At 46.6% G+C, this 22,606-nt stretch carries 21 protein-coding genes and 1 riboswitch; of the genes, 10 read left to right on the plus strand and 11 right to left on the minus strand.

Annotated elements, in window-relative coordinates; translation table 11 throughout:
• Positions 1-228 precede the first annotated feature (228 nt).
• From thiH to hemC, 10 genes are all read right to left on the minus strand, one after another.
• Positions 229-1,362, minus strand: coding sequence for a 2-iminoacetate synthase ThiH (gene thiH / locus C6Y39_RS03055; RefSeq protein WP_105929858.1), 1,134 nt, complete (start codon positions 1,360-1,362; stop codon positions 229-231).
• Positions 1,359-2,129, minus strand: coding sequence for a thiazole synthase (locus tag C6Y39_RS03060; protein WP_105929859.1), 771 nt, complete (start codon positions 2,127-2,129; stop codon positions 1,359-1,361). Before C6Y39_RS03060 ends, thiH begins: the two co-directional genes overlap by 4 nt.
• 1 nt (position 2,130) lies before the next feature.
• The gene (gene thiS / locus C6Y39_RS03065) at positions 2,131-2,340 is read right to left on the minus strand and encodes a sulfur carrier protein ThiS (RefSeq protein ID WP_105929860.1); all 210 of its coding nucleotides are present in this window, start codon (positions 2,338-2,340) and stop codon (positions 2,131-2,133) included.
• On the minus strand, positions 2,327-3,142 hold the full coding sequence (locus C6Y39_RS03070) for a HesA/MoeB/ThiF family protein (RefSeq protein ID WP_240618794.1): 816 nt from the start codon (positions 3,140-3,142) through the stop codon (positions 2,327-2,329). The genes thiS and C6Y39_RS03070 overlap by 14 nt, the downstream gene beginning before the upstream one ends.
• On the minus strand, positions 3,135-4,694 hold the full coding sequence (gene thiE, locus C6Y39_RS03075) for a thiamine phosphate synthase (protein ID WP_105929862.1): 1,560 nt from the start codon (positions 4,692-4,694) through the stop codon (positions 3,135-3,137). Before thiE ends, C6Y39_RS03070 begins: the two co-directional genes overlap by 8 nt.
• On the minus strand, positions 4,691-6,607 hold the full coding sequence (gene thiC, locus C6Y39_RS03080) for a phosphomethylpyrimidine synthase ThiC (RefSeq protein WP_105929863.1): 1,917 nt from the start codon (positions 6,605-6,607) through the stop codon (positions 4,691-4,693). Before thiC ends, thiE begins: the two co-directional genes overlap by 4 nt.
• Positions 6,608-6,868: 261 nt before the next feature.
• Positions 6,869-6,980, minus strand: a riboswitch (TPP riboswitch).
• A gap of 150 nt (positions 6,981-7,130) precedes the next feature.
• Complete coding sequence (locus tag C6Y39_RS03085; RefSeq protein WP_105929864.1) at positions 7,131-8,306, minus strand: heme biosynthesis HemY N-terminal domain-containing protein; 1,176 nt, start codon at positions 8,304-8,306, stop codon at positions 7,131-7,133.
• Positions 8,303-9,475, minus strand: a complete 1,173-nt coding sequence (locus C6Y39_RS03090; RefSeq protein WP_105929865.1) for a uroporphyrinogen-III C-methyltransferase — start codon at positions 9,473-9,475, stop codon at positions 8,303-8,305. Before C6Y39_RS03090 ends, C6Y39_RS03085 begins: the two co-directional genes overlap by 4 nt.
• Positions 9,476-10,207, minus strand: a complete 732-nt coding sequence (locus C6Y39_RS03095) for a uroporphyrinogen-III synthase (protein WP_105929866.1) — start codon at positions 10,205-10,207, stop codon at positions 9,476-9,478.
• Positions 10,208-10,308: 101 nt separating this feature from the next.
• The gene (gene hemC, locus C6Y39_RS03100; protein ID WP_105929867.1) at positions 10,309-11,247 is read right to left on the minus strand and encodes a hydroxymethylbilane synthase; all 939 of its coding nucleotides are present in this window, start codon (positions 11,245-11,247) and stop codon (positions 10,309-10,311) included.
• Between the two features lie 195 nt (positions 11,248-11,442).
• Here hemC and C6Y39_RS03105 point away from each other — a divergent pair, with 195 nt between their 5' ends.
• Complete coding sequence (locus C6Y39_RS03105; protein ID WP_105929868.1) at positions 11,443-12,504, plus strand: GGDEF domain-containing protein; 1,062 nt, start codon at positions 11,443-11,445, stop codon at positions 12,502-12,504.
• A gap of 2 nt (positions 12,505-12,506) precedes the next feature.
• On the opposite strand, the gene C6Y39_RS03110 is transcribed toward C6Y39_RS03105, so the two are convergent.
• Positions 12,507-13,178, minus strand: a complete 672-nt coding sequence (locus C6Y39_RS03110) for an alpha/beta hydrolase (RefSeq protein WP_105929869.1) — start codon at positions 13,176-13,178, stop codon at positions 12,507-12,509.
• A gap of 281 nt (positions 13,179-13,459) precedes the next feature.
• Here C6Y39_RS03110 and gmk point away from each other — a divergent pair, with 281 nt between their 5' ends.
• From gmk to C6Y39_RS03155, 9 genes are all read left to right on the plus strand, one after another.
• Positions 13,460-14,101: a guanylate kinase gene (gene gmk, locus C6Y39_RS03115; protein WP_105929870.1), complete on the plus strand. Its 642-nt coding sequence runs from the start codon at positions 13,460-13,462 to the stop codon at positions 14,099-14,101.
• Positions 14,102-14,271: 170 nt separating this feature from the next.
• The gene (rpoZ, locus tag C6Y39_RS03120) at positions 14,272-14,544 is read left to right on the plus strand and encodes a DNA-directed RNA polymerase subunit omega (RefSeq protein WP_105929871.1); all 273 of its coding nucleotides are present in this window, start codon (positions 14,272-14,274) and stop codon (positions 14,542-14,544) included.
• Positions 14,545-14,695: 151 nt separating this feature from the next.
• On the plus strand, positions 14,696-16,807 hold the full coding sequence (gene spoT, locus C6Y39_RS03125; protein WP_105929872.1) for a bifunctional GTP diphosphokinase/guanosine-3',5'-bis pyrophosphate 3'-pyrophosphohydrolase: 2,112 nt from the start codon (positions 14,696-14,698) through the stop codon (positions 16,805-16,807).
• A 24-nt stretch (positions 16,808-16,831) separates the two neighbouring features.
• Positions 16,832-17,218 (plus strand): RidA family protein, encoded by a 387-nt coding sequence (locus tag C6Y39_RS03130; RefSeq protein ID WP_014975316.1) that lies wholly within the window; start codon positions 16,832-16,834, stop codon positions 17,216-17,218.
• A 3-nt stretch (positions 17,219-17,221) separates the two neighbouring features.
• Positions 17,222-17,929, plus strand: a complete 708-nt coding sequence (trmH, locus tag C6Y39_RS03135; RefSeq protein WP_105929873.1) for a tRNA (guanosine(18)-2'-O)-methyltransferase TrmH — start codon at positions 17,222-17,224, stop codon at positions 17,927-17,929.
• A 194-nt stretch (positions 17,930-18,123) separates the two neighbouring features.
• On the plus strand, positions 18,124-20,196 hold the full coding sequence (gene recG, locus C6Y39_RS03140) for an ATP-dependent DNA helicase RecG (protein WP_105929874.1): 2,073 nt from the start codon (positions 18,124-18,126) through the stop codon (positions 20,194-20,196).
• Positions 20,189-20,974 (plus strand): class I SAM-dependent methyltransferase, encoded by a 786-nt coding sequence (locus tag C6Y39_RS03145; protein WP_105929875.1) that lies wholly within the window; start codon positions 20,189-20,191, stop codon positions 20,972-20,974. The genes recG and C6Y39_RS03145 overlap by 8 nt, the downstream gene beginning before the upstream one ends.
• A 1-nt stretch (position 20,975) precedes the next feature.
• The gene (locus tag C6Y39_RS03150; protein WP_105929876.1) at positions 20,976-21,449 is read left to right on the plus strand and encodes a peroxiredoxin; all 474 of its coding nucleotides are present in this window, start codon (positions 20,976-20,978) and stop codon (positions 21,447-21,449) included.
• Between the two features lie 345 nt (positions 21,450-21,794).
• Positions 21,795-22,604: a hypothetical protein gene (locus C6Y39_RS03155; protein WP_105929877.1), complete on the plus strand. Its 810-nt coding sequence runs from the start codon at positions 21,795-21,797 to the stop codon at positions 22,602-22,604.
• The last annotated feature ends 2 nt before the right edge of the window (positions 22,605-22,606 follow it).

Raw genomic sequence — 22,606 nt, forward strand, 5'->3', positions numbered from 1 at the left:
CACTGCCCTTAAGTTTTGATAACTTTAATATGAGATAAATAAGACAAAAAAGCCAGACGCATAGGAAAAGAGTCTGGCTAAAATTTGTGCGGATTCTACGGAGGGTTTTATGGGAAAGCAAAACAAATTTTTTATTTATTTTGCCTTAAAAAAACTAATCGTTTAACTGATTGCAAAGCAGCCATTTTATTACGCTTTGCGTGCATGTACTCATGCAGAGTTGAACGGCTAGGCGCGGGCTTTAAAGGGCATCCAATCTTTCCAGACGGGCTCTAATCCTCTCGCTGCAATCGCGTTTACCACGTCTGGCACCGAACGGTTGTCGTCTATATCAAACTGATTTAATGCCTGTGAAGGTTCGCTATAGCCGCCTGGCTGCGTTTGGGACGCTGCACTCATTGATGTTATCCCCAGCGGCATTACGCCGTCTCGAAATGCGGCCGACTCGCGGGTAGAAAGCGATAGTTCAGCTTGTGGATTAAACAATCGGTGGGCGCAAATCAGCTGAAGCAAGTCACGTTCATTAGGTAGCTTGCTATTGGTAAGTGCGTTACCGCCAGTATTGTTTCCCTCACAACTTCGAAGCCTAGGAAAGGCAATAGATACGCGGCTTTGCCAATAGTGCTGTTGTATCAACTTGCCGTGAAGAGCCGTCATAGCACTATCAACCCGCCAGTCGCCTAAACCAAGTAGCGCACCTATACCTATTTTATCTATACCGGCTTGCCCTATACGATCGCTGGCTTCTAAGCGCCATAAAAAATCCTGTTTTTTACCCCGGGTGTGGTAGCTGGCGTAATGCTGTGGCGAATAGGTTTCCTGATACACTAAAACAGCATCTAACCCCTGGTGTTTTAGTGTTTCGTATTGCTCCCTTTTTAGCGGCTGCACTTCCATCATAAGGTAGCTCACCTTGTCACGAATAGCGCTAAGGGTTCGTTCGAAATAGTCCATGCCCACTTTAGTTTCATGTTCACCAGTCACCAGCAACACCTGAGAAAATCCCATATCATTAATGGCTTCGATTTCGGTAAGCACTTCACTTATAGATAGGGTTTTGCGCTTTATTTTATTGCTCATGGTAAAGCCGCAATAGGTACATTCATTGGCACATAGGTTCGACAGGTACAAAGGCACAAAAAGCTGCATAGTATTGCCAAAGCGATAACGAGTAAGCGCCTGTGCGCGATTTGCCATGTCCTCAAGATAGGGTGCGCCAGCGGGGGAAATCAACGCCATAAAGTCGTCTAGTGAAAGTGTACTAGCGTTTAACGCTCGCTCTACATCACTCGCGTTTTTACTGTTTATCGATAAAGCTAAATGCGACAAATCTTGCTGTATTAGCGCTTGCGCTACTTTCATACCGCCGGCTCCAAAAATGCAGTTAATGGGCTGGAAGCTTGTGCTTGACTAAACGTTGCGCCAAGCCCTGCTTCAAACGCTTTTCGGCCCGTTTCCACCGCACTGGCGAAGGCTTCTGCCATGGCGACAGGGTTTTGGGCGGTGGCGATGGCGGTATTTACCAGTACTGCATCTACGCCTATTTCCATGGCGGCCATGGCTTCACTGGGTTTTCCTATCCCAGCGTCCACAATTACCGGAATTGACGCCTGCTCAACAATAATCTGTAAGAAAGGTTTGGTTTGTAAGCCCTGATTACTCCCAATAGGTGCGCCTAAGGGCATAACCGCGGCGCAGCCTACATCCTCTAATCGCTTGCATAAAACAGGGTCTGCGCCGCAATAGGGTAAGACGTGAAACCCTTTTTTTGCCAAAATCTCAGCGGCTTTAAGCGTTTCGATAGGGTCGGGCAATAGATAACGCTGATCAGGGTGAATTTCTAGCTTTATCCAAGGGCTACCTAATGCTTCGTAGGAAAGCTCAGCCGCAAAAACAGCTTCTTGTGCATTTTTAGCCCCCGATGTATTAGGTAATAAAGTCACTCCTAATTCTCGAAGTGCTTTTAACGTTTGGTCTTGCCCGCTGCTGCTCGCTACGCGTTTCATGGCTAGCGTAACGATATTGCTTTGTGCGGCAGCCACCGCATTTTTCATAATGGTGGCGTTACTAAATTTTCCCGTACCGGTTAAAAGACGTGATGTAAACGTGTGGTTTGCGAGCGTTAGCATTTTAGCCTCCTGCCACTAAGGTAAAGATATCAACGGTGTCGTTGTCGTTGAGGTAAGTAGTCGACCACTCTCGTTTGCTCACAATAGCCGTATTTTTAGCGATAGCAGTGCCGTCTACGTCGATTTGCTTAAGCGCAATGAGTTCGCTTAATGAGATGGGGGCAATCACGTTTAAAGGTTGATTGTTCACATTTACTTTAATTTGGGTCATGACATACCTCGCAGGTTGAAGAGGGGGGAAGTATGAAGCTTTGGAGCGAACCTTGACTGGCATTCCCGGTTAGGTAATGGCCCCACTTTATGTCGGCGTTGAATCTTTTAGCTAAAAACAGCAAAGCCTGTGTAGCTTGATGGCAGGCGGCCATACCAACTACTGGGCCTAGCACGCCTTTGCTTAGGCAGTCTTCGCGCACGTCTATGTGTTCAACAAGACAAGCGTAACAACCGATGCGTTTGTTGTTTTGAGGTAAGTTCAATGCTTGCCAGCGTAGCCCGCTTGCCGCCGCAATAAAAAGCGGAATAGAGGCACGATGGGTAACGGCATTAATGTACTTACGCGTTTCGATGTTATCGGTACAATCAAGTACGCAATCGGCTGTAGAAATTAATGTTGGTAAGTTCTTACTATCAGCGTAAATGCTTTTAATTATGATGTTAAGTTTGGAGTCAACTTTGCGTAATTCATTAAATAGCGATTTTGCTTTTAGCTCGCCAAGGTGCATTTCATTGTAAGTCACTTGGCGCTGCAGATTACTTATATCTACGGTGTCGCCGTCAACTAATGTAATGGTTCCTACACCGGCCCCAGCTAAATACCGAGCGACTAAGCTACCTAATCCGCCAAGGCCAATTACCACTGCATGGGAACTGGCAAGCTTTGCTTGTCCCTCATCTGTAACGCTATCAAGCATGAGTTGTCTGCTGTAGCGCCTTATGTCTTGCGTGTTTAATGAGTGCTCAAATACTTGGCCTGCCGAGTGAGCAGTGGGCTGGATGAATGAGTGGCTATGCAAAACCCGCCTCCTTAGACAAAGCATAAAACGCGTGTAAGGGGTCATCGACCTGGGTAATCGCACTGACTACCGCAATGCCGTTAACGCCTGTTTTAGCCACATCGGCAATGCGCGCTAAATTAATACCACCTATAGCAACGGTAGGAATGCCTTCACATAGTTCAACGTATTTGGATAAGCGTTCTATGCCTTGCGGTTTAGAAGGCATTTCTTTGGTATTGGTAGGAAATATGTGCCCAAGGGCGATATATGATGGCTTCAGTTGTCGCACTCGCTGAATTTCTGCAAAGCCATGGGTTGAGATCCCCAGTCTAGTACCAGCCTTTCGAATAGCGTGCAAATCGGCGGTATCGATATCTTCTTGCCCTAAATGCACACCGAAAGCACCTAGCTCAACAGCCAGCTCCCAATAATCGTTAATGAATAGTTGGCAGTGTGTGTGCTTTGTGAGTGCTATTGCCTCTTTTATCTGCTGGCGAATGTCTTCTTGCGTTCCCTGTTTTACACGAAACTGAATGATGTTAGTGCCAGTAGGTAATAATCGTTCTATCCACTCAACGCTATCGACCACAGGATATAAACCTAGATGAGTTTGGGTAAGGGTTTTGAAAGGGCTTATTACTGTATTGCTTTGAGGCAGAGGCGCTTTTTCTGCGTCTAATGAAAAGGTTTGCGTTGCCAGTGGTTCTCGAGGAGAAAATTTTACTAAAGGGAAGCTCGCTGGATTACGCGGAAAGCCAACGCAACGCCCAAAAGCAGGCGTATGTGCTGAACTTGAGCAAGAGTCGCTTCTGACCTGGCTAACATAAGCGTTTGCCAGGGTGAGCGCATCTTCAATACAGTAATCATGTACAACAAATGCAGCAATAGCACTGGCTAACATACACCCTGTACCGCGAAGCTTGCCGGTGTCTTTTCTTGGCTGAGTGAACTGTATAGTTTGTGTTGGGCTTACAAAAGTATCACATGCTTGTGTTTGCCAACTTGCGTGCCCTCCTTTTATGTAAACAGCGTGTGCGCCGTTTTCGATAAGCTGGTATGCCGCCGCGCGTAGGCTATCATCGGTCTTTACTGGCATATTAGTTAACCAAGAAAGCTCTTGAGTATTAGGGGTAACCAAATCTACGGTGTTTAAAAGTGCTTCTACCACCGGTTCAGAGAGCTCACTTAACTTTCCACCTGATGAGGTGCGCAATACCGGGTCCCATACGACAAACGGTCGTGGCATAGCCAGAGATTGAATGCGGGCGCACAGTAATAACGCCTGCTCATCGTTAGCAATAGCCCCTATTTTTATGGCGCTAGCTTGAGTACTTTCACTTAGCACCTGCCACTGCTGATTCAGCGCCGAGGCCGTCATGCTTTCTTTACTTAACATCACCGTGTTCGACTGCACCGTGGCCTGTGTAGTAATGACGCAGGCGTGAACCTTTAAGTCGGCAAGGGTAATGGCGTCGCGGGTTATACCCGCGCCGCCACTAGAGTCTATGCCGCCTATACACCATACAACCGGCTGTTTAACCGCGGTTTGCTGCAAGGCGTTGTCTGTCATGGCAATTCAACCTTGCTGTCGGCGGTATGATAGAGTTCAGCGCCAGATTCATTGAACGCGTTTGCCATGTCTTTCATGCCTTTTTTCTTTTCTTCTTCATGCGCATGATGTTCCGCCTGCTTAGCGACATCCCGTACCTCTTGGGAAATTTTCATGCTGCAGAACTTAGGACCGCACATTGAGCAAAAGTGAGCAACCTTGCCGGAGGCCTGAGGAAGGGTTTCATCGTGATAGGCACGAGCCGTGTGCGGGTCTAAGGCTAAGTTGAATTGATCTTCCCATCTAAATTCAAAGCGCGCTTTCGACATGGCGTTGTCGCGAATTTGTGCCCCTGGGTGACCTTTGGCTAAATCAGCGGCATGAGCGGCGATTTTGTAGGTGATTAAGCCTTGTTTTACATCTTCTTTATTGGGTAGACCTAAGTGCTCTTTAGGTGTTACATAGCAGAGCATTGCGCAGCCGAACCAACCAATCATGGCGGCACCAATGCCGGATGTGAAGTGGTCGTAGCCCGGTGCGATATCGGTAGTTAAGGGGCCAAGGGTATAGAAAGGCGCTTCATGGCAGTGCTTTAATTGCTCTTCCATATTCTCTTTAATCATGTGCATTGGCACATGCCCGGGGCCTTCAATCATTACCTGAACATCGTATTCCCACGCAATTTTTGTCAGTTCTCCAAGGGTTCGTAACTCAGAGAATTGTGCATCGTCGTTAGCATCGGCAACGCTGCCAGGGCGCAGGCCATCACCTAACGACAATGCTACATCGTACTTGGCGCAAATTTCACAGATGTCGCGAAAGTGCTCGTATAAAAAGCTTTGCTGGTGGTGACTTAAGCACCATTTCGCCATAATTGACCCGCCGCGAGATACAATGCCGGTAACTCGTTTTGCCGTAAGGTGCACGTACTCAAGCAGTACACCAGCATGAATGGTGAAATAATCCACCCCTTGCTCGGCCTGCTCGATAAGCGTGTCTTTAAACATCTCCCATGTGAGACCTTCGGCAACGCCGTTTACTTTCTCAAGGGCCTGATAAATGGGCACGGTGCCAAGTGGAACCGGACTATTTCGCAGAAGCCACTCGCGGGTTTCGTGAATGTTTCTGCCGGTGGATAAATCCATTATTGTGTCGGCGCCCCAGCGGGTCGACCACACCAGCTTTTCTACCTCTTCTTCAATGGAAGAGGTCACCGCTGAGTTACCAATGTTGGCGTTAATTTTCACCAAGAAGTTGCGGCCGATAATCATTGGCTCTAGCTCAGGATGATTAATATTGCACGGAATAATGGCGCGCCCTGCAGCCACTTCCTGACGCACAAATTCGGGGGTTATAGTCTCGGGTAAATTTGCGCCAAAGTGTTCGCCTTTGTGTTGCTGCGTAAGTTCTGCATCTTTAATGGCTTGGCGACCCATATTTTCGCGAATGGCAATGTATTCCATTTCAGGGGTTATAATGCCCTTTCTGGCGTAGTGCAGTTGCGTTACGTTTTTGCCCGCTTTCGCTTTTAACGGTTTGCGGTTGCGTATAAAACGAAAGTCTTCGGTAAAAATGTCGTTTTCACGCGCTTTAGCAAAATGTGATGAAACACCATCAAGAGCATGAGTATCGCCACGCTCTTCAATCCACGCTCTGCGCAAAGGCGCTAAGCCTTTATGAACATCGATGTTTTCGTCAGGGTCGCCGTAGGGGCCAGAAGTGTCGTACACGGGGATCGGCGGATTTGGTTTTAGAATAGGGTTGTCTTCGGTGCCACCGACTAAGCTGTCGTGCTGATGAATAAGGCGCATGGCAACGCGGATGTCATCTCGGCTTCCATTTTCGTAATGGCGTGTGGAATTGGGGTAAGCTTCGCCAGCTAGCTCGTTGATGAATTGTTGCGCCTGTTGGCGCTGTTCGCGTCTGTTCGACATAGCATTTTGGCCTTTTAAGTTTAGGTTTAAAAATGCTTGTCAGGAGTGAAGGAGAATACAATGTGTGAGGGTTAAGGTTTTAAACCCGGCTTTCAACTCGAGGGTAATAACAATTGTGTGATGAGTGTTATCGTTGCTTTAGCCTAGATGCTTGCGCCGCTGTCTGCGCTCGCTTTCTACGCTTAACCTATTCTAACGTTTACATCACTCGCTTTATTATACAAACGAGCCACAGTGTTGTGATTATTGTAAGCACTGTGTGCATTGCATTTTCTTGTTCCCTTCGCAGGTATTAGCCTGATCAGGTTCAACGGATCCCACTTTCGCGGTCTCAGCTTACTGGGTTACCAGTGAAGCACTCCGACAAGTAATTTATTTTATTCGCGCTTAAAACAAGGTCTGCTCACTAGAACTGAGTGTTTTTAGACACAAGTTTAGAGCACGAATTTACTGTTCCTTTTTACTATATCTTCAATTTTACGGTTAATACAAGTACTACCAGCTAGGTTAAATGAAACGTCACCTAGCCAGCTAATTGCTGACCCTCTTTATAAAGCTGCAGGGCTGTAGCTGTATCTTGTTGGCGCTCACTGATAGCAGAAAGCAACAGCAAATCTTCTTTACGCGATTTCATTTTTGTTGCTTTGAGCAAGGCTTTTTCAGCCAACACATCGTCGCCTGAGTTAAACGCAACTTGGCCTAGCGTTGAATACAGTTCAACATTTTCGTCGTCTTGTTTAATCCAGCTTTCTAACAACCGTAATGAGGGCGATGCGTCAGGGATATTAAGCTGCGTGAACAACGGGAACAGGGCGCTATTCGGGCCACGTTTTTGCCATTCAACCAACAGTTGCTGCGCGTCTGCATGCATGCCTTGGTCAAGCAACTGCTGAACATACGCAGCGCGATATGCATCGTCATGACGCAGTTTGCGCGGCAGCGTCTCCCAATATGATTTAAGCTCAACAGCACCTTGCTTACTGGCAATTTCTGCAAATTTACCTTTGGCAATACGCTGGCTCCATGCTGTGTAATCGTCTTTAGGTAGCGCCTTGCGCCAGGCAGAAAGATTGTCTTGCAATACTTGCCACTTACCCAGCTTGGCAAGAATGCGCGCTTTAAGCTGAACAACTTGCTTGTTCTCGCGCTCTTTTTCTTCAAGTTCATCAAGCTTTTCAAGGGCCGCGTCGTATTTCTCTTCGGCCATATCGACACGGGCGTGCATGACTGTAGCGGCTACTTTTGCGTTAGGGAAGTCAGAGGCCTGCACTAAGAAATAACGGGCTTTTGACAGGTCATTATTAGCAAGCGCAATTTGAGCTGATGCTAAATAGTTAACGCCTTCAAAATCTCCGTTTGTAGTTTTGCTTAACGACTTTTGAGCGCTCTCGAAATCGCCAGACGCCATAGCGTGAAGGCCATCATAAAAAGCGCGTTTGCGCTTGCGCTCACCCAGTGTACCAAACCACTTATGAGAGCCCGTTATCAGGCTTAACGCCCACACAACAAATCTCGATAGTACATACCAAGCGATAACGGCACCAATCACCAATATACAAAAGCTGATTACCGTCATTTCAATGGCAGTACTGCCAAGAGAAATAAGCACGTAACCTTTATCGCCAAGTAGCATTGGTCCAACAATCAGTGCAACAACGAATGCGGCTAATACCGCAAGGGCAATAGCTAACCATTTCATAGTGCGCTTGCTCCTTGTCCAAATACCTGTTTAACACGGCTATCTAGCAAACGCTCTAAAGGCTTTTGCGAGGCCAGCTCAGTAGGAATAGGACGGGAAATGTCAGTGGCAATAAGATTTTGTAGCGCTTCTACAAAGCCGGTCACCTGGCTTTTCTCTGTATCGTATTTTTCGATAATTAGCGTTTGGGCATATTGCAGTGATTGATTATATAAGCCTGCGTCGCCTTGAAGTGCGGCAGTTTGTGCGTGCATGAGCTGCAGTCGAAGCTGCTCTTTCGCTAAAAATTGCGCTTCTAAAGAAAGCACTGGCTCAATCGGACCTTCAATGGTTTTAACGGTTAAGAAATCATTAACCAAAGAGCGCCATACTTTTGCAAGGTTGTCTTGCCAATCGTCAGCAGATTCCGACAAGGTAGTGTCTTCGGCGCTGGCGTCTTCTGGTTTCTCAAAGGTATCAAGAGGAAGCTTGTCAATTTGTGCCATCATGCCGGTAAGCGCAAGGGCGACCGAGCTCTGAGAGACAGGGTTAAGCTGCTGCAGTGTTTGAATGTCTTCCGCTAGGCTTGCGCGAACAGGCAGTACTGAAGGGTCTGCTAGAGACTTCAAGCGCTTATCTGCATTAACAAGAAGTAAAATGGCGGTGCGTACGTCGTTTTCCAACCACAGCTTTCTGCCTGCCATACGCACTAAATAGTCGGCTTCGGCTATTAACCAGTCTGTGGGGCGGCGACCTTCCATATTGTTAAGTTGCTGCAGTGTAGACTCAGCTTGCAGAGAGAGTTGTTCGTTCTGCGTTTTCAGTTCGTCCACTGTGCTTTGTAAGGATTGGTTTGTTCGCGCTACGTCTTGTAGCGTCGCTAAAATGTCAGCGCGCTCACGTTCAATGGCGTTCAATTTCGTCGCGTTACTTTGCTGGGTAGTGGCAGAGTCAGCGCTTGCCGACTGCTGCTGCATATAATACCAATAACCAGCGCCAGCCATGCCTAACACTATTAAAAATAGGATGATTACAACGAACCATAATAGGCCATTGCCTGATGATTTCTTTTGCTTAGCGCCAGACTTTGTCGATTCGCTCTGTGTGGCAGAAGACTCAATTACTTCTTTTTCAGCATCCACGTTTACGCGTTCCTCTACTTGTGGGCTATTTTCGTTATTATTGGCCATTTAATACTCCCAGTTATCCTTTACCCAGGCGATGAGCGCCTGATCGGTGGCTCGCTGACAAATGCCAACCTTTTTAATACCTTTAACAGTCAGGGTGTTGGCAATACGACTACTTACTGTTAACCACGGAAAGTCGAATAATGCGTCACCATAGTGTGCTAACAGCTGTAGTGCCATTGCTTCGCTTGTAGCGATAATGCCGCTAACGTCGCTCATTTTCCACCGTTTTGTGTAAATTGGACGGCTAAGTAGCTCTCTTTTATAAACGTTAAAGCAATTTACTAGAATTCCTCGTTCGTTTAATCCGTCAGCAATTGCACTTCGCCCACCTTCGCCTTTAATAATAACGACGTGTTGACAGTTTGCCTCATTAAGTTGATGCATTGCCAATATACCTTCCGATGTATGAACGTCAGGCGTAACAATTTTATCTATCGGAAAAACGTCTAGCTCAGATTGTAGTTTACGCAATGTCGCATCACCCACTGCCACAATGAGCGGTGGGTTTTCAAAAGTTTTATTAAGGCCTGCTATTGCAGATTTCACTGCGTATACGCTGGTCACTACAATCACATTAACGGGGTTATTCTGCAGAAATTCAGCGGCAGCGCTACTTTCTGAAGAAACCGGCGTAATATCTGAGGTGGCTATGCCCACGGCATCTAAGCCAGCTTTTTCAAAAGCTATCGCACTGGCTTTTAATTTCGGTAAGGGGCGAGTAAACAGTAGCATGTAAACGAAGCTTCATCCTTTTTGGTTTTCGCCATATCGCGCGAAATAAATTAGCGCATGGGCAAATTAAACATAGCTTCCCAATGTGAGTAAAAAGCGCTTTAGTTGTAAAGCGCCTTAAGAATTTCTCCTGCACCTTGTTCTAGAAGGGCTTCAGCAACCTCAACACCTATGTCCTTGGCGTTTTCTCTAGATGCTGTCGCTGAGGCAAAAAGAAGCTCAGTGCCGTCTGGTTTACCTACCATGCCGGTTAGCGTTAGCACGTCACCATCAAGTGTAGCAAAGCTACCAATCGGTACTTGGCATCCGCCTTCTAGTCGCTCGTTCATGGCGCGTTCTGCCGTAACACGGGTATTAGTGTCAACGTGGTTTAAGGCTTGAAGTAAAGCGATTAACTCTTCGTCATCGTTACGGCATTCGATCCCTACTGCACCTTGCCCTACTGCGGGTAATGAAATATCCGCCGGTAATGGCATGCGAATTCGAGATTCCATTTCAAGGCGTATAAGGCCTGCTGAGGCCAATATGATGGCGTCATACTCACCGGCATCCAGTTTTGCTATACGAGTATTCACATTGCCGCGAAGATCTTTAATGACAAGGTCAGGACGGTGTTTACGAATTTGACACTGTCTGCGAAGGCTTGATGTGCCAACCACAGCACCTTGGGGTAGGGCGTCTAAGCTGTCGTGATGATTGGATACGAAGGCATCGAACGGGTTTTCACGCTCGCATATGGCATGCAAACCAAATCCATCAGGAAACGCTACAGGAACATCTTTCATTGAATGCACGGCAATATCAGCGCGGCCCTCGAGCATGGCAATTTCAAGCTCTTTGATAAACAGGCCTTTACCGCCAATTTTTGCCAAAGGCGTATCTAATATTTTGTCGCCCTGCGTACTCATGGGAACAAGCTCAACAGTCATTGAAGGATAATGCTCCAACAATTTAGCCTTCACATACTCTGCTTGCCAAAGTGCTAGCGCACTTTTTCTAGTAGCAATTCGAACGGTGCGGGTGGTGTTGAGGTGACTCATGATTATTCCAAACTAATAAAAAAGATGAACTAAAGCGACGTATCACTGAACGTCATACGAGATACTCGTAGTATACGCATTTTCTGAATTAATGTTTGAAAATAGCAGTAGTTTTCTTCTTTGTTATTAGTAAGTAAACAGTCTATGCTAGGAACTGTCACGAAGTATTTGAGCAATTATGGAGAGCATCCTTTTATGGATAATGCATCGCTGAGGCAGCTTCTTAAAGGCGCCCAGCAAGATCAGGCAGAAAGGAAACGCAGAAGAGCAACCCTGTACTTCATTTCCTATGTAGGCGGCACAATTATGGCCTTCATGGCGTGGCTCAATGTGGGCACGGACAACCCACTTTTAGTGGGCATGCTAGCGGGGTCTGCCGCGTTTGTGTACGCAAATGTCATGCTTTCTCACATATTTCCGCGCGCAGATATCTTTTACTACATTGCCGGGCTTGTGGTGATGTTTACAATAAACGGCTTAATTTACACGGGCGGGCTTAATAATACGGGCCTCTACTTTATCTTTCCTTTGCTTTTCGTTCAGATTGTCGTGGTGCAATTTAAACCTGCCTTGGCCTACGTAGCGATTACGGTGGGGATAGCCATTTTCATGCTTTATAACCAAAACCATATTCTGGCAGTTTATCCCGACGAGCATGTTTCACGCTTTCTTATTGCGACATTCTGTTTCATTTGCGTAGCCTTTATCGGCGAAAATTTTTGGCATCAAAGCCGTAGAGAAATGCTACGTGAGAATTTTGAAAGAATGCGTCAGGCGAACACCGATCCGCTAACAAAATTACCCAACAGGCGTTTTCTTGAAGCAGTGTTTTTTGAAAAGGCGATGCAAGACCCAGCAGCATACTTTCCGTTGAGCGCTGTGGTGGTTGATATCGATTACTTTAAAAAGATTAACGACACCTACGGTCACGATATAGGCGACGAGGTGTTGATTCACTTTGCCAGCTTGATGAAAGAAACCGTCAGAGCGACCGACGTTGTTGCAAGAACAGGCGGCGAAGAGTTTTTAGTGCTCTTTCCCCATGCATCACTTAGTCAAGCCGTAAAGTTAGCTGAAAAAATGAGAAAGGCGATTGAGGCCAACCCCTTTGTAGAGGGTGACATCAATCACCCCATTACAGCAAGCTTTGGTGTAGCGACCGCTCTCACTGACACCAGCTTGCATGCATGCTTAAAGCAGGCAGACGACAACCTTTACAAAGCTAAAAACGGAGGTAGAAACCGCGTTGTCGAGTAGCCCTATTTCAAACGGGTTTGAAGCCACGCGCTAATATCGTTGAGTTCTTGCATGCACACATTGTGTTGCATGGTATAGGTCTGCCACGTGGCATTAAATCCGCATTCGCTTAGCGTTTTAAACGCTGCATTTCCCATGAACACAGGCACTACTTCGTCTTGTTCGCCGTGAGCCATCATAATCGGTGTATCGCGATTGATATCTTTTGCTTCATTACTTAACAATGATGGCTCACACATATAAGTAGAGAGCGCAAGTACACCGGCAAGTTTGTGTGCAAACCTAGGTGCCAAATGAAGCGCGATAACTCCCCCTTGTGAAAACCCAGCAAGTATGATGCGTTCTGATGGTATGCCGCTTTCAATCTGCGCTTCAATGAGCTGTTCAACTTGCTCTGCTGATGCTTTAACACCTTCTAAATCTGCGCGGCTTTCGAAGTCTAATGACTTAATATCGTACCAAGCTCGCATACGCATACCGTTGTTAATAGTGATAGGGCGTTCTGGGGCATGGGGAAAAAGAAACTTAACGGACAAAGATTCGGGAAGTTTAAGTTCTGGCACGATAGGAGCAAAACCGTGACCTGAATCGCCAAGGCCGTGAAGCCAGATAACGCAGGCATCGGGCGCAGCAGTTGGATTAATCTCTACGCACGGCAGAAGTTGCTGAGTCATTCTTTATTTCCTAGTTAAGTTTGTTGCTTTATCACCAATGGCTTCCTTTCTCACAGGCAATCTCTATCTTTCTACAAATGGTGGCGGCAGAGTTATGATTCTGACCCAACCATATAGAAATTTATTATTTTTAGTTATTTGCTATTACCGTCCTTCGATTTAAACGAAGGTAAACATCTTCCATTGATGGATAAACTGAATAATCAGAGTTACGGCGCAATGGCTTAATATGCTATCATTGCCACCTGAAATCACCACATTTTGATAAATTTTAATATCCTATGGCTTCACTACTTGGCAACTTATTCATTCTTGCAGCTCCGTCTGGAGCAGGAAAATCAAGCCTTATAAAGGCACTAATGGAAAAGTACGAAGGCAATGAAAGCGCGCCTATGCAGGTGTCTGTGTCTCATACCACGCGTCAACCTCGTCCAGGTGAAGTTGATGGCGTCCACTATCATTTTGTCAGTCGTGAGCAGTTTGAAGCGCTTATTGAGCAAGGCGTATTCTTCGAGTATGCGGAAGTCTTCGGTAACTACTACGGCACTTCTCGCGTAACTATCGAGCAGACGTTGCACCGCGGAATAGATGTGTTTCTAGATATCGATTGGCAGGGCGCACGCCAAGTTAAAGCGCTTATGCCAGATACTTGCGGGATATTTATCTTACCTCCATCATTAGAGGTGCTAGAGCAGCGTTTAAATAGTCGCGGACAAGATTCTGAAGAGGTCATCGCGGGCCGTATGGCACAAGCGGTGGCTGAAATGTCGCATTTTAACGAGTTCGATAGCGTCATTATTAACGACGATTTTGCTACCGCGTTAAATGACTTAGAGTCTATCGTTACCGCACGACGCCTTCGCACAATGAAACAGCAAATGCGACATCAGGTGCTATTGGACGAACTACTGGGTAACGCGTAGGTTTACCATATCGTGTATGGCGTTTGCTTGAAGGCCTGAAGATCAGCAATTCGTCGCCCAGATCTGACTGCTTCAATTTCAAACAAAACACTAGGATCGCGCAGTGTGTTTGTGTATACTACGCGGCCGTTTTTTGAATAAATTGCTCAACCTAATTTCCGGAGAAATACATGGCTCGCGTAACTGTAGAAGATGCCGTAGATAAAATTGGTAACCGCTTTGACCTAGTGCTTGTTGCTGCACGCCGTGCACGTCAAATTGCCACTGGAGGAAAAGATCCTATGGTTGACGTTCAAAACGATAAGCCAACTGTAACAGCACTTCGCGAAATTGAAGAAGGTTTAGTGACTGCTGCTACGCTAGAACAAGCGGATCTTCAAGCTCAAGAACAGCAAGAACACGCTGAGTTTGCCTCTGTTGCGAACATTTTATCTGATCAGTAAAACTTACTTTCAACGGTTTTAGCTGTAATTTGGCGCCAGTGCTTTGAAAAAAGCACTGGCGCTTTGCTTTTGGTGTATTGGCTTATTGCACAATAAAACGTATTCTTAGTGTTATAACGTTTTGTAAGAGTGATTAGGGTAACGCTTCGCTGTGTATTTGTTTGAAGGTTTAAAGCAGAAAGTTTTAGAGTACTTGCCGGCCGAGCGCGTGCAGCTGGTTCAGGATTCTTTTGTGCTTGCGCAAGAAGCGCACGATGGACAAATGCGCTCAAGTGGCGACCCTTACATTACACACCCTGTTGCTGTTGCGGGTATTCTGGCGGATATGCACCTTGATCATGAGACGATCATGGCGGCGCTGCTTCATGATGTTATCGAAGATACCCATTACAGCAAAGAAGACTTGGCTGAAGCCTTTGGCGATACCGTTGCAGAACTGGTTGAAGGCGTAAGTAAGCTAGATAAGTTAGCGTTTAGTACCAAACAAGAAGCGCAAGCCGAAAACTTTCGTAAAATGATGATGGCCATGGTGCAAGACATCAGGGTTATTCTCATCAAACTTGCTGACCGCACGCACAATATGCGCACTCTGGGTTCGCTGCGTCCAGATAAGCGCAGACGTATCGCTCTTGAAACCTTAGAGATTTACGCGCCGATAGCCCATCGATTGGGTATACACGATATTAAAAACGAGCTAGAAGACCTGGGTTTCCAAGCCATGTATCCGATGCGACATCGCGCCCTAAAATCGGCAGTTCGACAAGCGCGTGGTAATCGTAAAGAAATCATCGAAAATATCCGTGAAGAGCTTAATACGCGCTTAGACGCCTACGAAATCGACTCGAACGTGCTAGGGCGTGAGAAGCACCTCTATTCCATTTACCGCAAAATGAAAAACAAAGAACTGATGTTCAATGAGGTAATGGATATTTACGCATTTCGCATAGTGGTTGACTCGGTAGATAATTGCTATCGCGCACTCGGTGCTATGCATGGGCTTTATAAACCCATTGAAAATCGTTTCAAAGATTACATTGCGATCCCCCGAACTAACGGTTATCAGTCGCTACATACATCATTGATTGGGCCACACGGAATTCCTGTTGAAATTCAAATTCGTACACAGGAAATGGACCAAATGGCTGACAAAGGGGTAGCCGCACATTGGCTTTATAAAGAGCCAGGCGACAATGGCACTACTGCGCAGCTTCGCGCACGTAAGTGGATGCAAAGTTTGCTTGAACTTCAGCAATCGGCCAGTTCGTCTTTTGAATTCATCGAATCGGTGAAAACCGACCTTTTCCCTGATGAAATTTATGTGTTCACACCAGACGGCCGTATTATTGAATTACCAACCGGTGCAACTGCCGTCGATTTTGCCTATGCAGTTCATTCCGATGTGGGTAATACCTGTGTAGGTGTGCGTGTAGAACGCAGAAACTTTAGCTTGAGCAAGCCGCTAGAGAACGGTCAAACCGTTGAAATCATTACTTCTCCTAAAGCAAAACCGAATGCGAACTGGCTGAACTTTGTAGTAAGTGCTCGTGCGCGTACGCGCATTCGTCAGTACTTACGCAAGCAGCATTCTCAAGAAGCGGTAAACATGGGGAACCGCCTTCTTCGCCATGCGTTAGGAAGCGTTAAGCTAGATGATATTCCAAACGAAGATATCGAACGGGTTGTTGCAGAGACCAAACACGACAGTTTCGATGATTTACTTGTTGATATAGGGCTTGGCAACGAATTGAGCGCTATTGTCGCTCGTCGTTTACTTGGCGAAAGCACAACTGATTTATCAGATAAGAAAGGCAATGTTGCTATTCGGGGTACCGAAGGCCTGCTTGTTCATTATTCTCGTTGCTGCCACCCCATTCCAGATGATGAAATTGTAGCGGTGCTAAGCCCTGGCCGCGGAATGACTATACATCAAATTGGCTGTAATAATATTCGCAAGCTCACAAGAGAAGAGCCGCAGCGAGTGCTGCCCATGCAGTGGGACGATAATCCACAAGGTGAATTTAAGGCGTCGCTTCGCATTGAATTGTTTAACCATCAAGGCACACTGGCAACATTAACGAACACCATTTCAGGGTGCGATTCCAATATCATTGGCCTGCAAACTGAAGAAAAAGAGAGTAACATCTACTTTATCGACCTTGAACTTACCACACATAATCGTGTTCACTTGGCGCGCGTGATGAAGAAAATACGCACCATGCCGGAAGTTCAGAAAGTGTCTCGTCATAGTCAATCTCGACACTAATTACTACACTATTTAGGAACTACTATGTCTAAGTCTATTATTCAGACCGATAAGGCACCTGCTGCTATTGGTACTTATAGCCAAGCGGTAAAAGCGGGTACTACTGTTTACCTTTCAGGCCAAATCCCGCTGGTTGCTGAAACCATGGAAATGGTATCTGATGATTTTGAAGCGCAAGCTGTTCAAGTTTTTGAAAATATCAAAGCGGTGTGTGACGCGGCAGGCGGCACAACGAACGATTTGGTGAAAGTGAACATCTTCCTTATCGACCTTGGTCACTTTGCAACGGTTAATGAAATCATGAGCCGTTACTTCACGAAACCTTACCCAGCGCGTGCTGCCGTTCAGGTGTCGGCATTGCCTAAAGGTGCACAAATTGAAATTGATGGTGTAATGGAACTGCCGGAGTAAGCCATGTCACCTGAGCGTTACCAGCGCATAAGACAAGTGCTGGAAAGAAGGCAAACAGATCTTACGGTTTGCCTTGAAAATGTACACAAGCCGCATAACGTATCTGCAGTAGTGAGAACCTGTGATGCAGTGGGTATTCATCGCGTTCACACCGTGTGGGAAAAGAAATACCAGTTTCGTCGCGGCACCGCTATGGGCAGCCAACAATGGGTGCGTCAAACCAATCACGATAATATCAACGATGCGATGGCTGAACTAAAAGGTCAAGGCATGCAGGTGCTGGTAACCCACTTATCTGATACCGCTGTCGATTTTCGTGATATTGATTACACCAAGCCAACGGCTATTTTGTTTGGTCAAGAGAAATACGGTGCCTCTGATGAGGCGAAAGCCGTTGCCGACCATGACATTGTTATTCCTATGATGGGCATGGTGCAGTCGTTGAACGTATCGGTAGCTGCAGCGTTGGTACTTTACGAAGCCCAGCGCCAACGTACAATTGCAGGTATGTATAACACCCAGCAGTTACCAGAAGAAGAGTGCCAAGCATTGGCCTTTCAAAATGGTTACCCGCGTTTGTATAAACTTTGCCAACGCAAAGGTTTGCCTTTGCCTGCTATTAACGCCATTGGTGAAGTGGATGCCGATGAAAGCTGGTGGAAAGAAATGCAGATCACAAAAGCAGAAGCAAACGCGCTAGAGGCCGACTAGGGCCTAACCTATTGGTTGCACTTTTAGTTTTGCTCTTACTTGTATAGGGGCCAGCGTAAAAAACTGGCCTAAAGCGTACTCGCCAACCCCTCAACAATCCTTTACACTTCTTTTCCTATAACACGTTGATTAACACCAGCTTGTGCCAATCCAAAGGTTAAATAGTTAATGTTCCAAAAGAAGGATATCGCTTGATGCAAGCACTGGCCACTACACCCATTACTGCGCTTAAAGGCGTAGGCGCAAAGGTGGCAGAAAAGCTCAACAAAATTGGCTTGTTTACCCTTCAAGATATCTTGTTTCATCTGCCACATCGCTACGAAGATAGAACCCGTATATACAGCGTGGCCGAATGTCGCCCCTTTACTCACGTTAGCGTGCAGGGCGAAGTAATGAGCGCTGATATTCAGTATGGTAAAAAGCGCATGTTAGTGGTTAAGCTAAGCGACGGCACGGGCACTATTACGCTGCGCTTTTTTCACTTCGGTGCTGTACAGCGGTCGATGATGACACCGGGCAACACCGTACGCTGCTTTGGTGAAGTGCGCACTGGGAAATGGGGCATTGAAATGATGCACCCAGAATTTAAATTAGTTGATGAGGACGCTCCACCTACCGAAGAGTCGCTCACGCCGGTTTACCCCACTACCGACGGGGTTAAGCAGTTAACCCTTCGCAATTTAACCGACCAAGCGTTAAAGCTGTTAGATAAAGGCGCACTTGCAGATTTATTGCCTGAGGGTATTTACGACGAGCAAATTAGCCTCAACGAAGCTCTGCATTTAGTGCACCGCCCGCCACCTGATGTAGACGTTCATGAAATGGAAGAGGGGCTTCATCCTGCCCAGTATCGGTTGATATTAGAAGAGCTACTGTCACATCACTTAAGCGTGCTTAAAGTGCGTAAGCTGTCTGACGCCCAGCCAGGTATTCCCATTAAAGTGAACCAGCCTCTGATAGATAAAATGTTAGCGCAGCTGCCATTTTCACCCACAGGGGCCCAGTCGCGCGTGGTTAAAGATATACAAAACGATATGCAGCATGCGCGGCCCATGATGCGTCTGGTCCAGGGCGATGTGGGCTCGGGTAAAACCTTGGTGGCAGCACTCGCCGCATTGTCTGCCATAGGTGCAGGGCATCAAGTGGCCTTGATGGCTCCTACAGAACTTTTGGCAGAACAGCACGCGAACAACTTTCGCGGCTGGTTGGAGCCGTTGGGCATTGAAGTGGGCTGGCTTGCTGGAAAGCTTAAAGGAAAAGCGCGCAATGAAGTAATGGCGCGCTTAGAAGCTGGCGATATTCAAATGCTGGTGGGTACTCACGCCATCTTCCAGGAAAGCGTGAACTACCAGCAGCTAGCGCTGGTTATTGTAGATGAACAACACCGCTTTGGGGTACATCAGCGTTTGGCCCTGCGCGATAAAGGCGAGCAGCAAGGTCGCTACCCTCATCAGCTAATTATGACGGCGACGCCTATTCCAAGAACGTTGGCCATGACAGCCTATGCCGATTTAGACACGTCGATTATTGATGAACTCCCCCCCGGGAGAACGCCAGTGCAAACGGTTGTGCTACCCGATACACGCCGCGCCGACGTGATAGAGCGGGTGCGACAGGCATGTAAAGATAATGGTCGACAAGCCTATTGGGTATGTACCCTTATTGATGAATCTGAAGTGTTAGAGTGTCAGGCCGCAGAAGATGCCGCCGTTACATTGCGCACCGCGCTACCTGACTTGCAGGTAGGATTAGTACACGGGCGACTAAAGCCTGCGGAAAAAGCCCAAGTTATGGCTGACTTTAAAGACGGCAAACTCGACTTACTGGTAGCCACTACGGTTATTGAAGTGGGCGTAGATGTGCCTAACGCCAGTATCATGATCATTGAAAACCCAGAGCGCTTAGGGTTGGCGCAGCTTCATCAGCTTAGAGGCAGGGTGGGGCGAGGTGCTGTTGAAAGTCAGTGCGTACTTATGTATCAAAGCCCATTATCTAAAACGGCGACTCAGCGTCTGGGCGTGTTACGTGAGTCGAATGATGGGTTTTATATTGCACAGCGAGATTTAGAAATTAGAGGCCCAGGTGAATTTATGGGCACCAAACAAACCGGTATGGCTGAGCTTAAAATAGCGGATTTAGTGCGCGACGCTGCACTTATTCCAAAAGTACAGGAAATAGCCTATACCCTGTGGGACAAATACCCCTCTCACGCTCAAGCCATTATAAATAGATGGATAGGGCACAAGGAGCAGTACGGCCATGCTTAATAGTGTGCCTTTAGTTCTTGCTGAAAATAGCAGTAGTGATGATACTGCGCTAGTGAATGTGGTAAGTGAAAAGTGGAATTTCCCTATTATCACTCATAGTGAAAAAGATAATGAAGGGTTCTACCTTCAGGTCAGAAATGGTGTGCTTGGTCTTGCTGACGCGAGTGATAAAAAGGTATTGCCAGTAGAAGTAGACTTTGCGTCACCCGCCAGTTTATACCGAAAGCAGCATGGCGGTGGCCGTAAAGAGCCTATTGTTAAAGCCATTGGCCTTAAGGGGAATGAAAAGTGGCATGTTGTAGATGCTACGCCCGGGTTAGGACGAGATGCTTTTGTACTTGTGAGTGTGGGCTGCAAAGTGACAATGATAGAACGCTCCCCTATTGTAGCGGCGCTGCTTGAAGACGGCATCCGCAGGTTAGCGCTTAGTTTTCCAGAACTTGCTTCACAAATGAGCTTACGGCATGGAAATAGTGCTGAGGTAATGCAATACTTCAGTGGTGAGAATGTGAACGCTATTTATTTAGACCCCATGTTCCCACACAAAAAGAAGTCAGCCTTGGTGAAAAAGGAAATGCGGCTGTTTCAGCAACTGCTTGGTCATGATCCAGACGCAGATGCGCTGTTACCGCCAGCACTAGAGCTAGCTACGCACCGGGTAGTGGTTAAACGCCCAAACAGTGCAGACGTGCTGGCAGGAATGAAAGCATCAATGGCTATTGAAAGCAAAAAACACAGATTTGATGTGTATTTGTGTCAAAAAAATCTAGGAGAGTAGCATGATACAAGTTGGGGGCACTTTGCCTGAAGTAGATTTTAGCCTTTTAGAAAATGGCGAAATAACCAACCCAGGAACGAATGAGTTGTTTTCGGAAAAACGCGTTGTGTTGTTTGCAGTGCCAGGCGCATTTACGCCGACCTGTTCACAAGCACACTTGCCGGGCTATGTAGCGCTTGCTGATAAAATCAAAGCGAAAGGCATTGATACTATTATCTGCTTGAGTGTTAACGATGCATTTGTGATGGATGCATGGGGTAAAGCGAACAATGCGGACGAAATTGTAATGCTAGCTGATGGCAACGGTTTCTTTACTAAACAAATTGGTCTGGATATGAGCACAGGTAATTTCGGTGGCTTGCGCTCGCTTCGCTATTCAATGCTAGTAGAAGATGGCGAAGTGAAAAAGCTGAATGTGGAAGACCCAGGTAGGTTTGACGTAAGCGACGCACAAACCATGCTAGATAGCCTGTAAGTACGCTTTTCAGTATAAACATCAAGATAAGCCCGCAACCTAGGTTGCGGGCTTTTTTCGTTTAAGCGTTCGTGAATATTCGTTAATTTACATATCCGTATACTTAACATTGAAATTCATTAAAATGTCATCAGAATATGATCTCCCGCTTAAGGAATTGCGTTAAATATCAACACGTTCAGCTAACATTAATTTACTTTAGCTTATGGTTAAGAGGTTTTTAGGCGCATGTCATCTAGGCGAGGACGCCAAGCTACATAGCGTGTGGACTCGTTCAGTTACCTTTACTTTCTTAATGATAATAAGTATCATTTGCGCGAAAAGACAAACGTTTTAGGAATAATTATGACAACAACACTGAAAAAAATGGGTGCTCTGGTTCTGGCATCAGCGGTGACATTCTCAATGCTATCGTCTCAAGCATTTGCAAACGGTGCGATTGGCGATCACGTGAACAATCTTCACGCGCACCTTGGTGAATACACGGAAGAGGTGCATTGGCTAGAAGAGAAGTTTGGCAGTGTTGTTGATGCGTATGAAGCAAAAGACAAGTCTGTTAAGTCAGACGCGCTCATCGAATATTGGGAAGAGGTGGACTTCCACTCTGCGATTGAAACCCAGTACGTGCCGATTTATGCCTCTATTTGGCAAGGTATTTACGGCGTGAAAATGGCAATAGATGAAGGTAAGCCTGTTGACGCTGTTCGCGTGGAGCAAGAGAACTTAAATCATGCCTTGTGGCAGGCGCTAGGCGCAGTTAAACTTGCAGCCCAGTATCAAAAGAAAGGGTTAGTGAACAAGGTTCAAACCACTGCAAAAGAACCGACCACTGGCCCTGAAGTAATCGATGATATTAAAACACGTCTTGATCGCGTGGTTGCGAAGTATGCAGAACAATTGCACGAGGTCGCAACAACGCTTGTTCACGATACTTATCTTCAGCGCTTCGAAGGCGTGGAAGGTGACTTAATTGCAAAAGACGCAGCATTGGTTGAAGACCTTGAAAAAGACTTTAACGTTACGCTTCCTCAGGCTATCTCGAAAGATACAGGCGTAGATGCTGTGCGCAAAGTAGTCGAGTCTATGCAGGTCAAGCTTGATCGCGCCCGAGCGCTGTTAGTCGAAGTAGAGCAAAGTCGCAAAGACGTATTTTAAGG

The organism is Alteromonas gracilis (genome assembly GCF_002993325.1).
Lineage (GTDB): Bacteria > Pseudomonadota > Gammaproteobacteria > Enterobacterales > Alteromonadaceae > Alteromonas > Alteromonas gracilis.

Excerpts from the sequence above, each read along its gene's own strand:
- thiH (WP_105929858.1), bottom strand. The coding sequence starts at position 1,362 with ATGAAAGTAGCGCAAGCGCTAATACAGCAAGATTTGTCGCATTTAGCT.
- C6Y39_RS03060 (WP_105929859.1), bottom strand. The coding sequence starts at position 2,129 with ATGCTAACGCTCGCAAACCACACGTTTACATCACGTCTTTTAACCGGT.
- thiS (WP_105929860.1), bottom strand. The coding sequence starts at position 2,340 with ATGACCCAAATTAAAGTAAATGTGAACAATCAACCTTTAAACGTGATT.
- thiE (WP_105929862.1), bottom strand. The coding sequence starts at position 4,694 with ATGACAGACAACGCCTTGCAGCAAACCGCGGTTAAACAGCCGGTTGTA.
- thiC (WP_105929863.1), bottom strand. The coding sequence starts at position 6,607 with ATGTCGAACAGACGCGAACAGCGCCAACAGGCGCAACAATTCATCAAC.
- C6Y39_RS03085 (WP_105929864.1), bottom strand. The coding sequence starts at position 8,306 with ATGAAATGGTTAGCTATTGCCCTTGCGGTATTAGCCGCATTCGTTGTT.
- C6Y39_RS03090 (WP_105929865.1), bottom strand. The coding sequence starts at position 9,475 with ATGGCCAATAATAACGAAAATAGCCCACAAGTAGAGGAACGCGTAAAC.
- C6Y39_RS03095 (WP_105929866.1), bottom strand. The coding sequence starts at position 10,207 with ATGCTACTGTTTACTCGCCCCTTACCGAAATTAAAAGCCAGTGCGATA.
- hemC (WP_105929867.1), bottom strand. The coding sequence starts at position 11,247 with ATGAGTCACCTCAACACCACCCGCACCGTTCGAATTGCTACTAGAAAA.
- C6Y39_RS03105 (WP_105929868.1), top strand. The coding sequence starts at position 11,443 with ATGGATAATGCATCGCTGAGGCAGCTTCTTAAAGGCGCCCAGCAAGAT.
- C6Y39_RS03110 (WP_105929869.1), bottom strand. The coding sequence starts at position 13,178 with ATGACTCAGCAACTTCTGCCGTGCGTAGAGATTAATCCAACTGCTGCG.
- gmk (WP_105929870.1), top strand. The coding sequence starts at position 13,460 with ATGGCTTCACTACTTGGCAACTTATTCATTCTTGCAGCTCCGTCTGGA.
- rpoZ (WP_105929871.1), top strand. The coding sequence starts at position 14,272 with ATGGCTCGCGTAACTGTAGAAGATGCCGTAGATAAAATTGGTAACCGC.
- C6Y39_RS03130 (WP_014975316.1), top strand. The coding sequence starts at position 16,832 with ATGTCTAAGTCTATTATTCAGACCGATAAGGCACCTGCTGCTATTGGT.
- trmH (WP_105929873.1), top strand. The coding sequence starts at position 17,222 with ATGTCACCTGAGCGTTACCAGCGCATAAGACAAGTGCTGGAAAGAAGG.
- recG (WP_105929874.1), top strand. The coding sequence starts at position 18,124 with ATGCAAGCACTGGCCACTACACCCATTACTGCGCTTAAAGGCGTAGGC.
- C6Y39_RS03145 (WP_105929875.1), top strand. The coding sequence starts at position 20,189 with ATGCTTAATAGTGTGCCTTTAGTTCTTGCTGAAAATAGCAGTAGTGAT.
- C6Y39_RS03150 (WP_105929876.1), top strand. The coding sequence starts at position 20,976 with ATGATACAAGTTGGGGGCACTTTGCCTGAAGTAGATTTTAGCCTTTTA.
- C6Y39_RS03155 (WP_105929877.1), top strand. The coding sequence starts at position 21,795 with ATGACAACAACACTGAAAAAAATGGGTGCTCTGGTTCTGGCATCAGCG.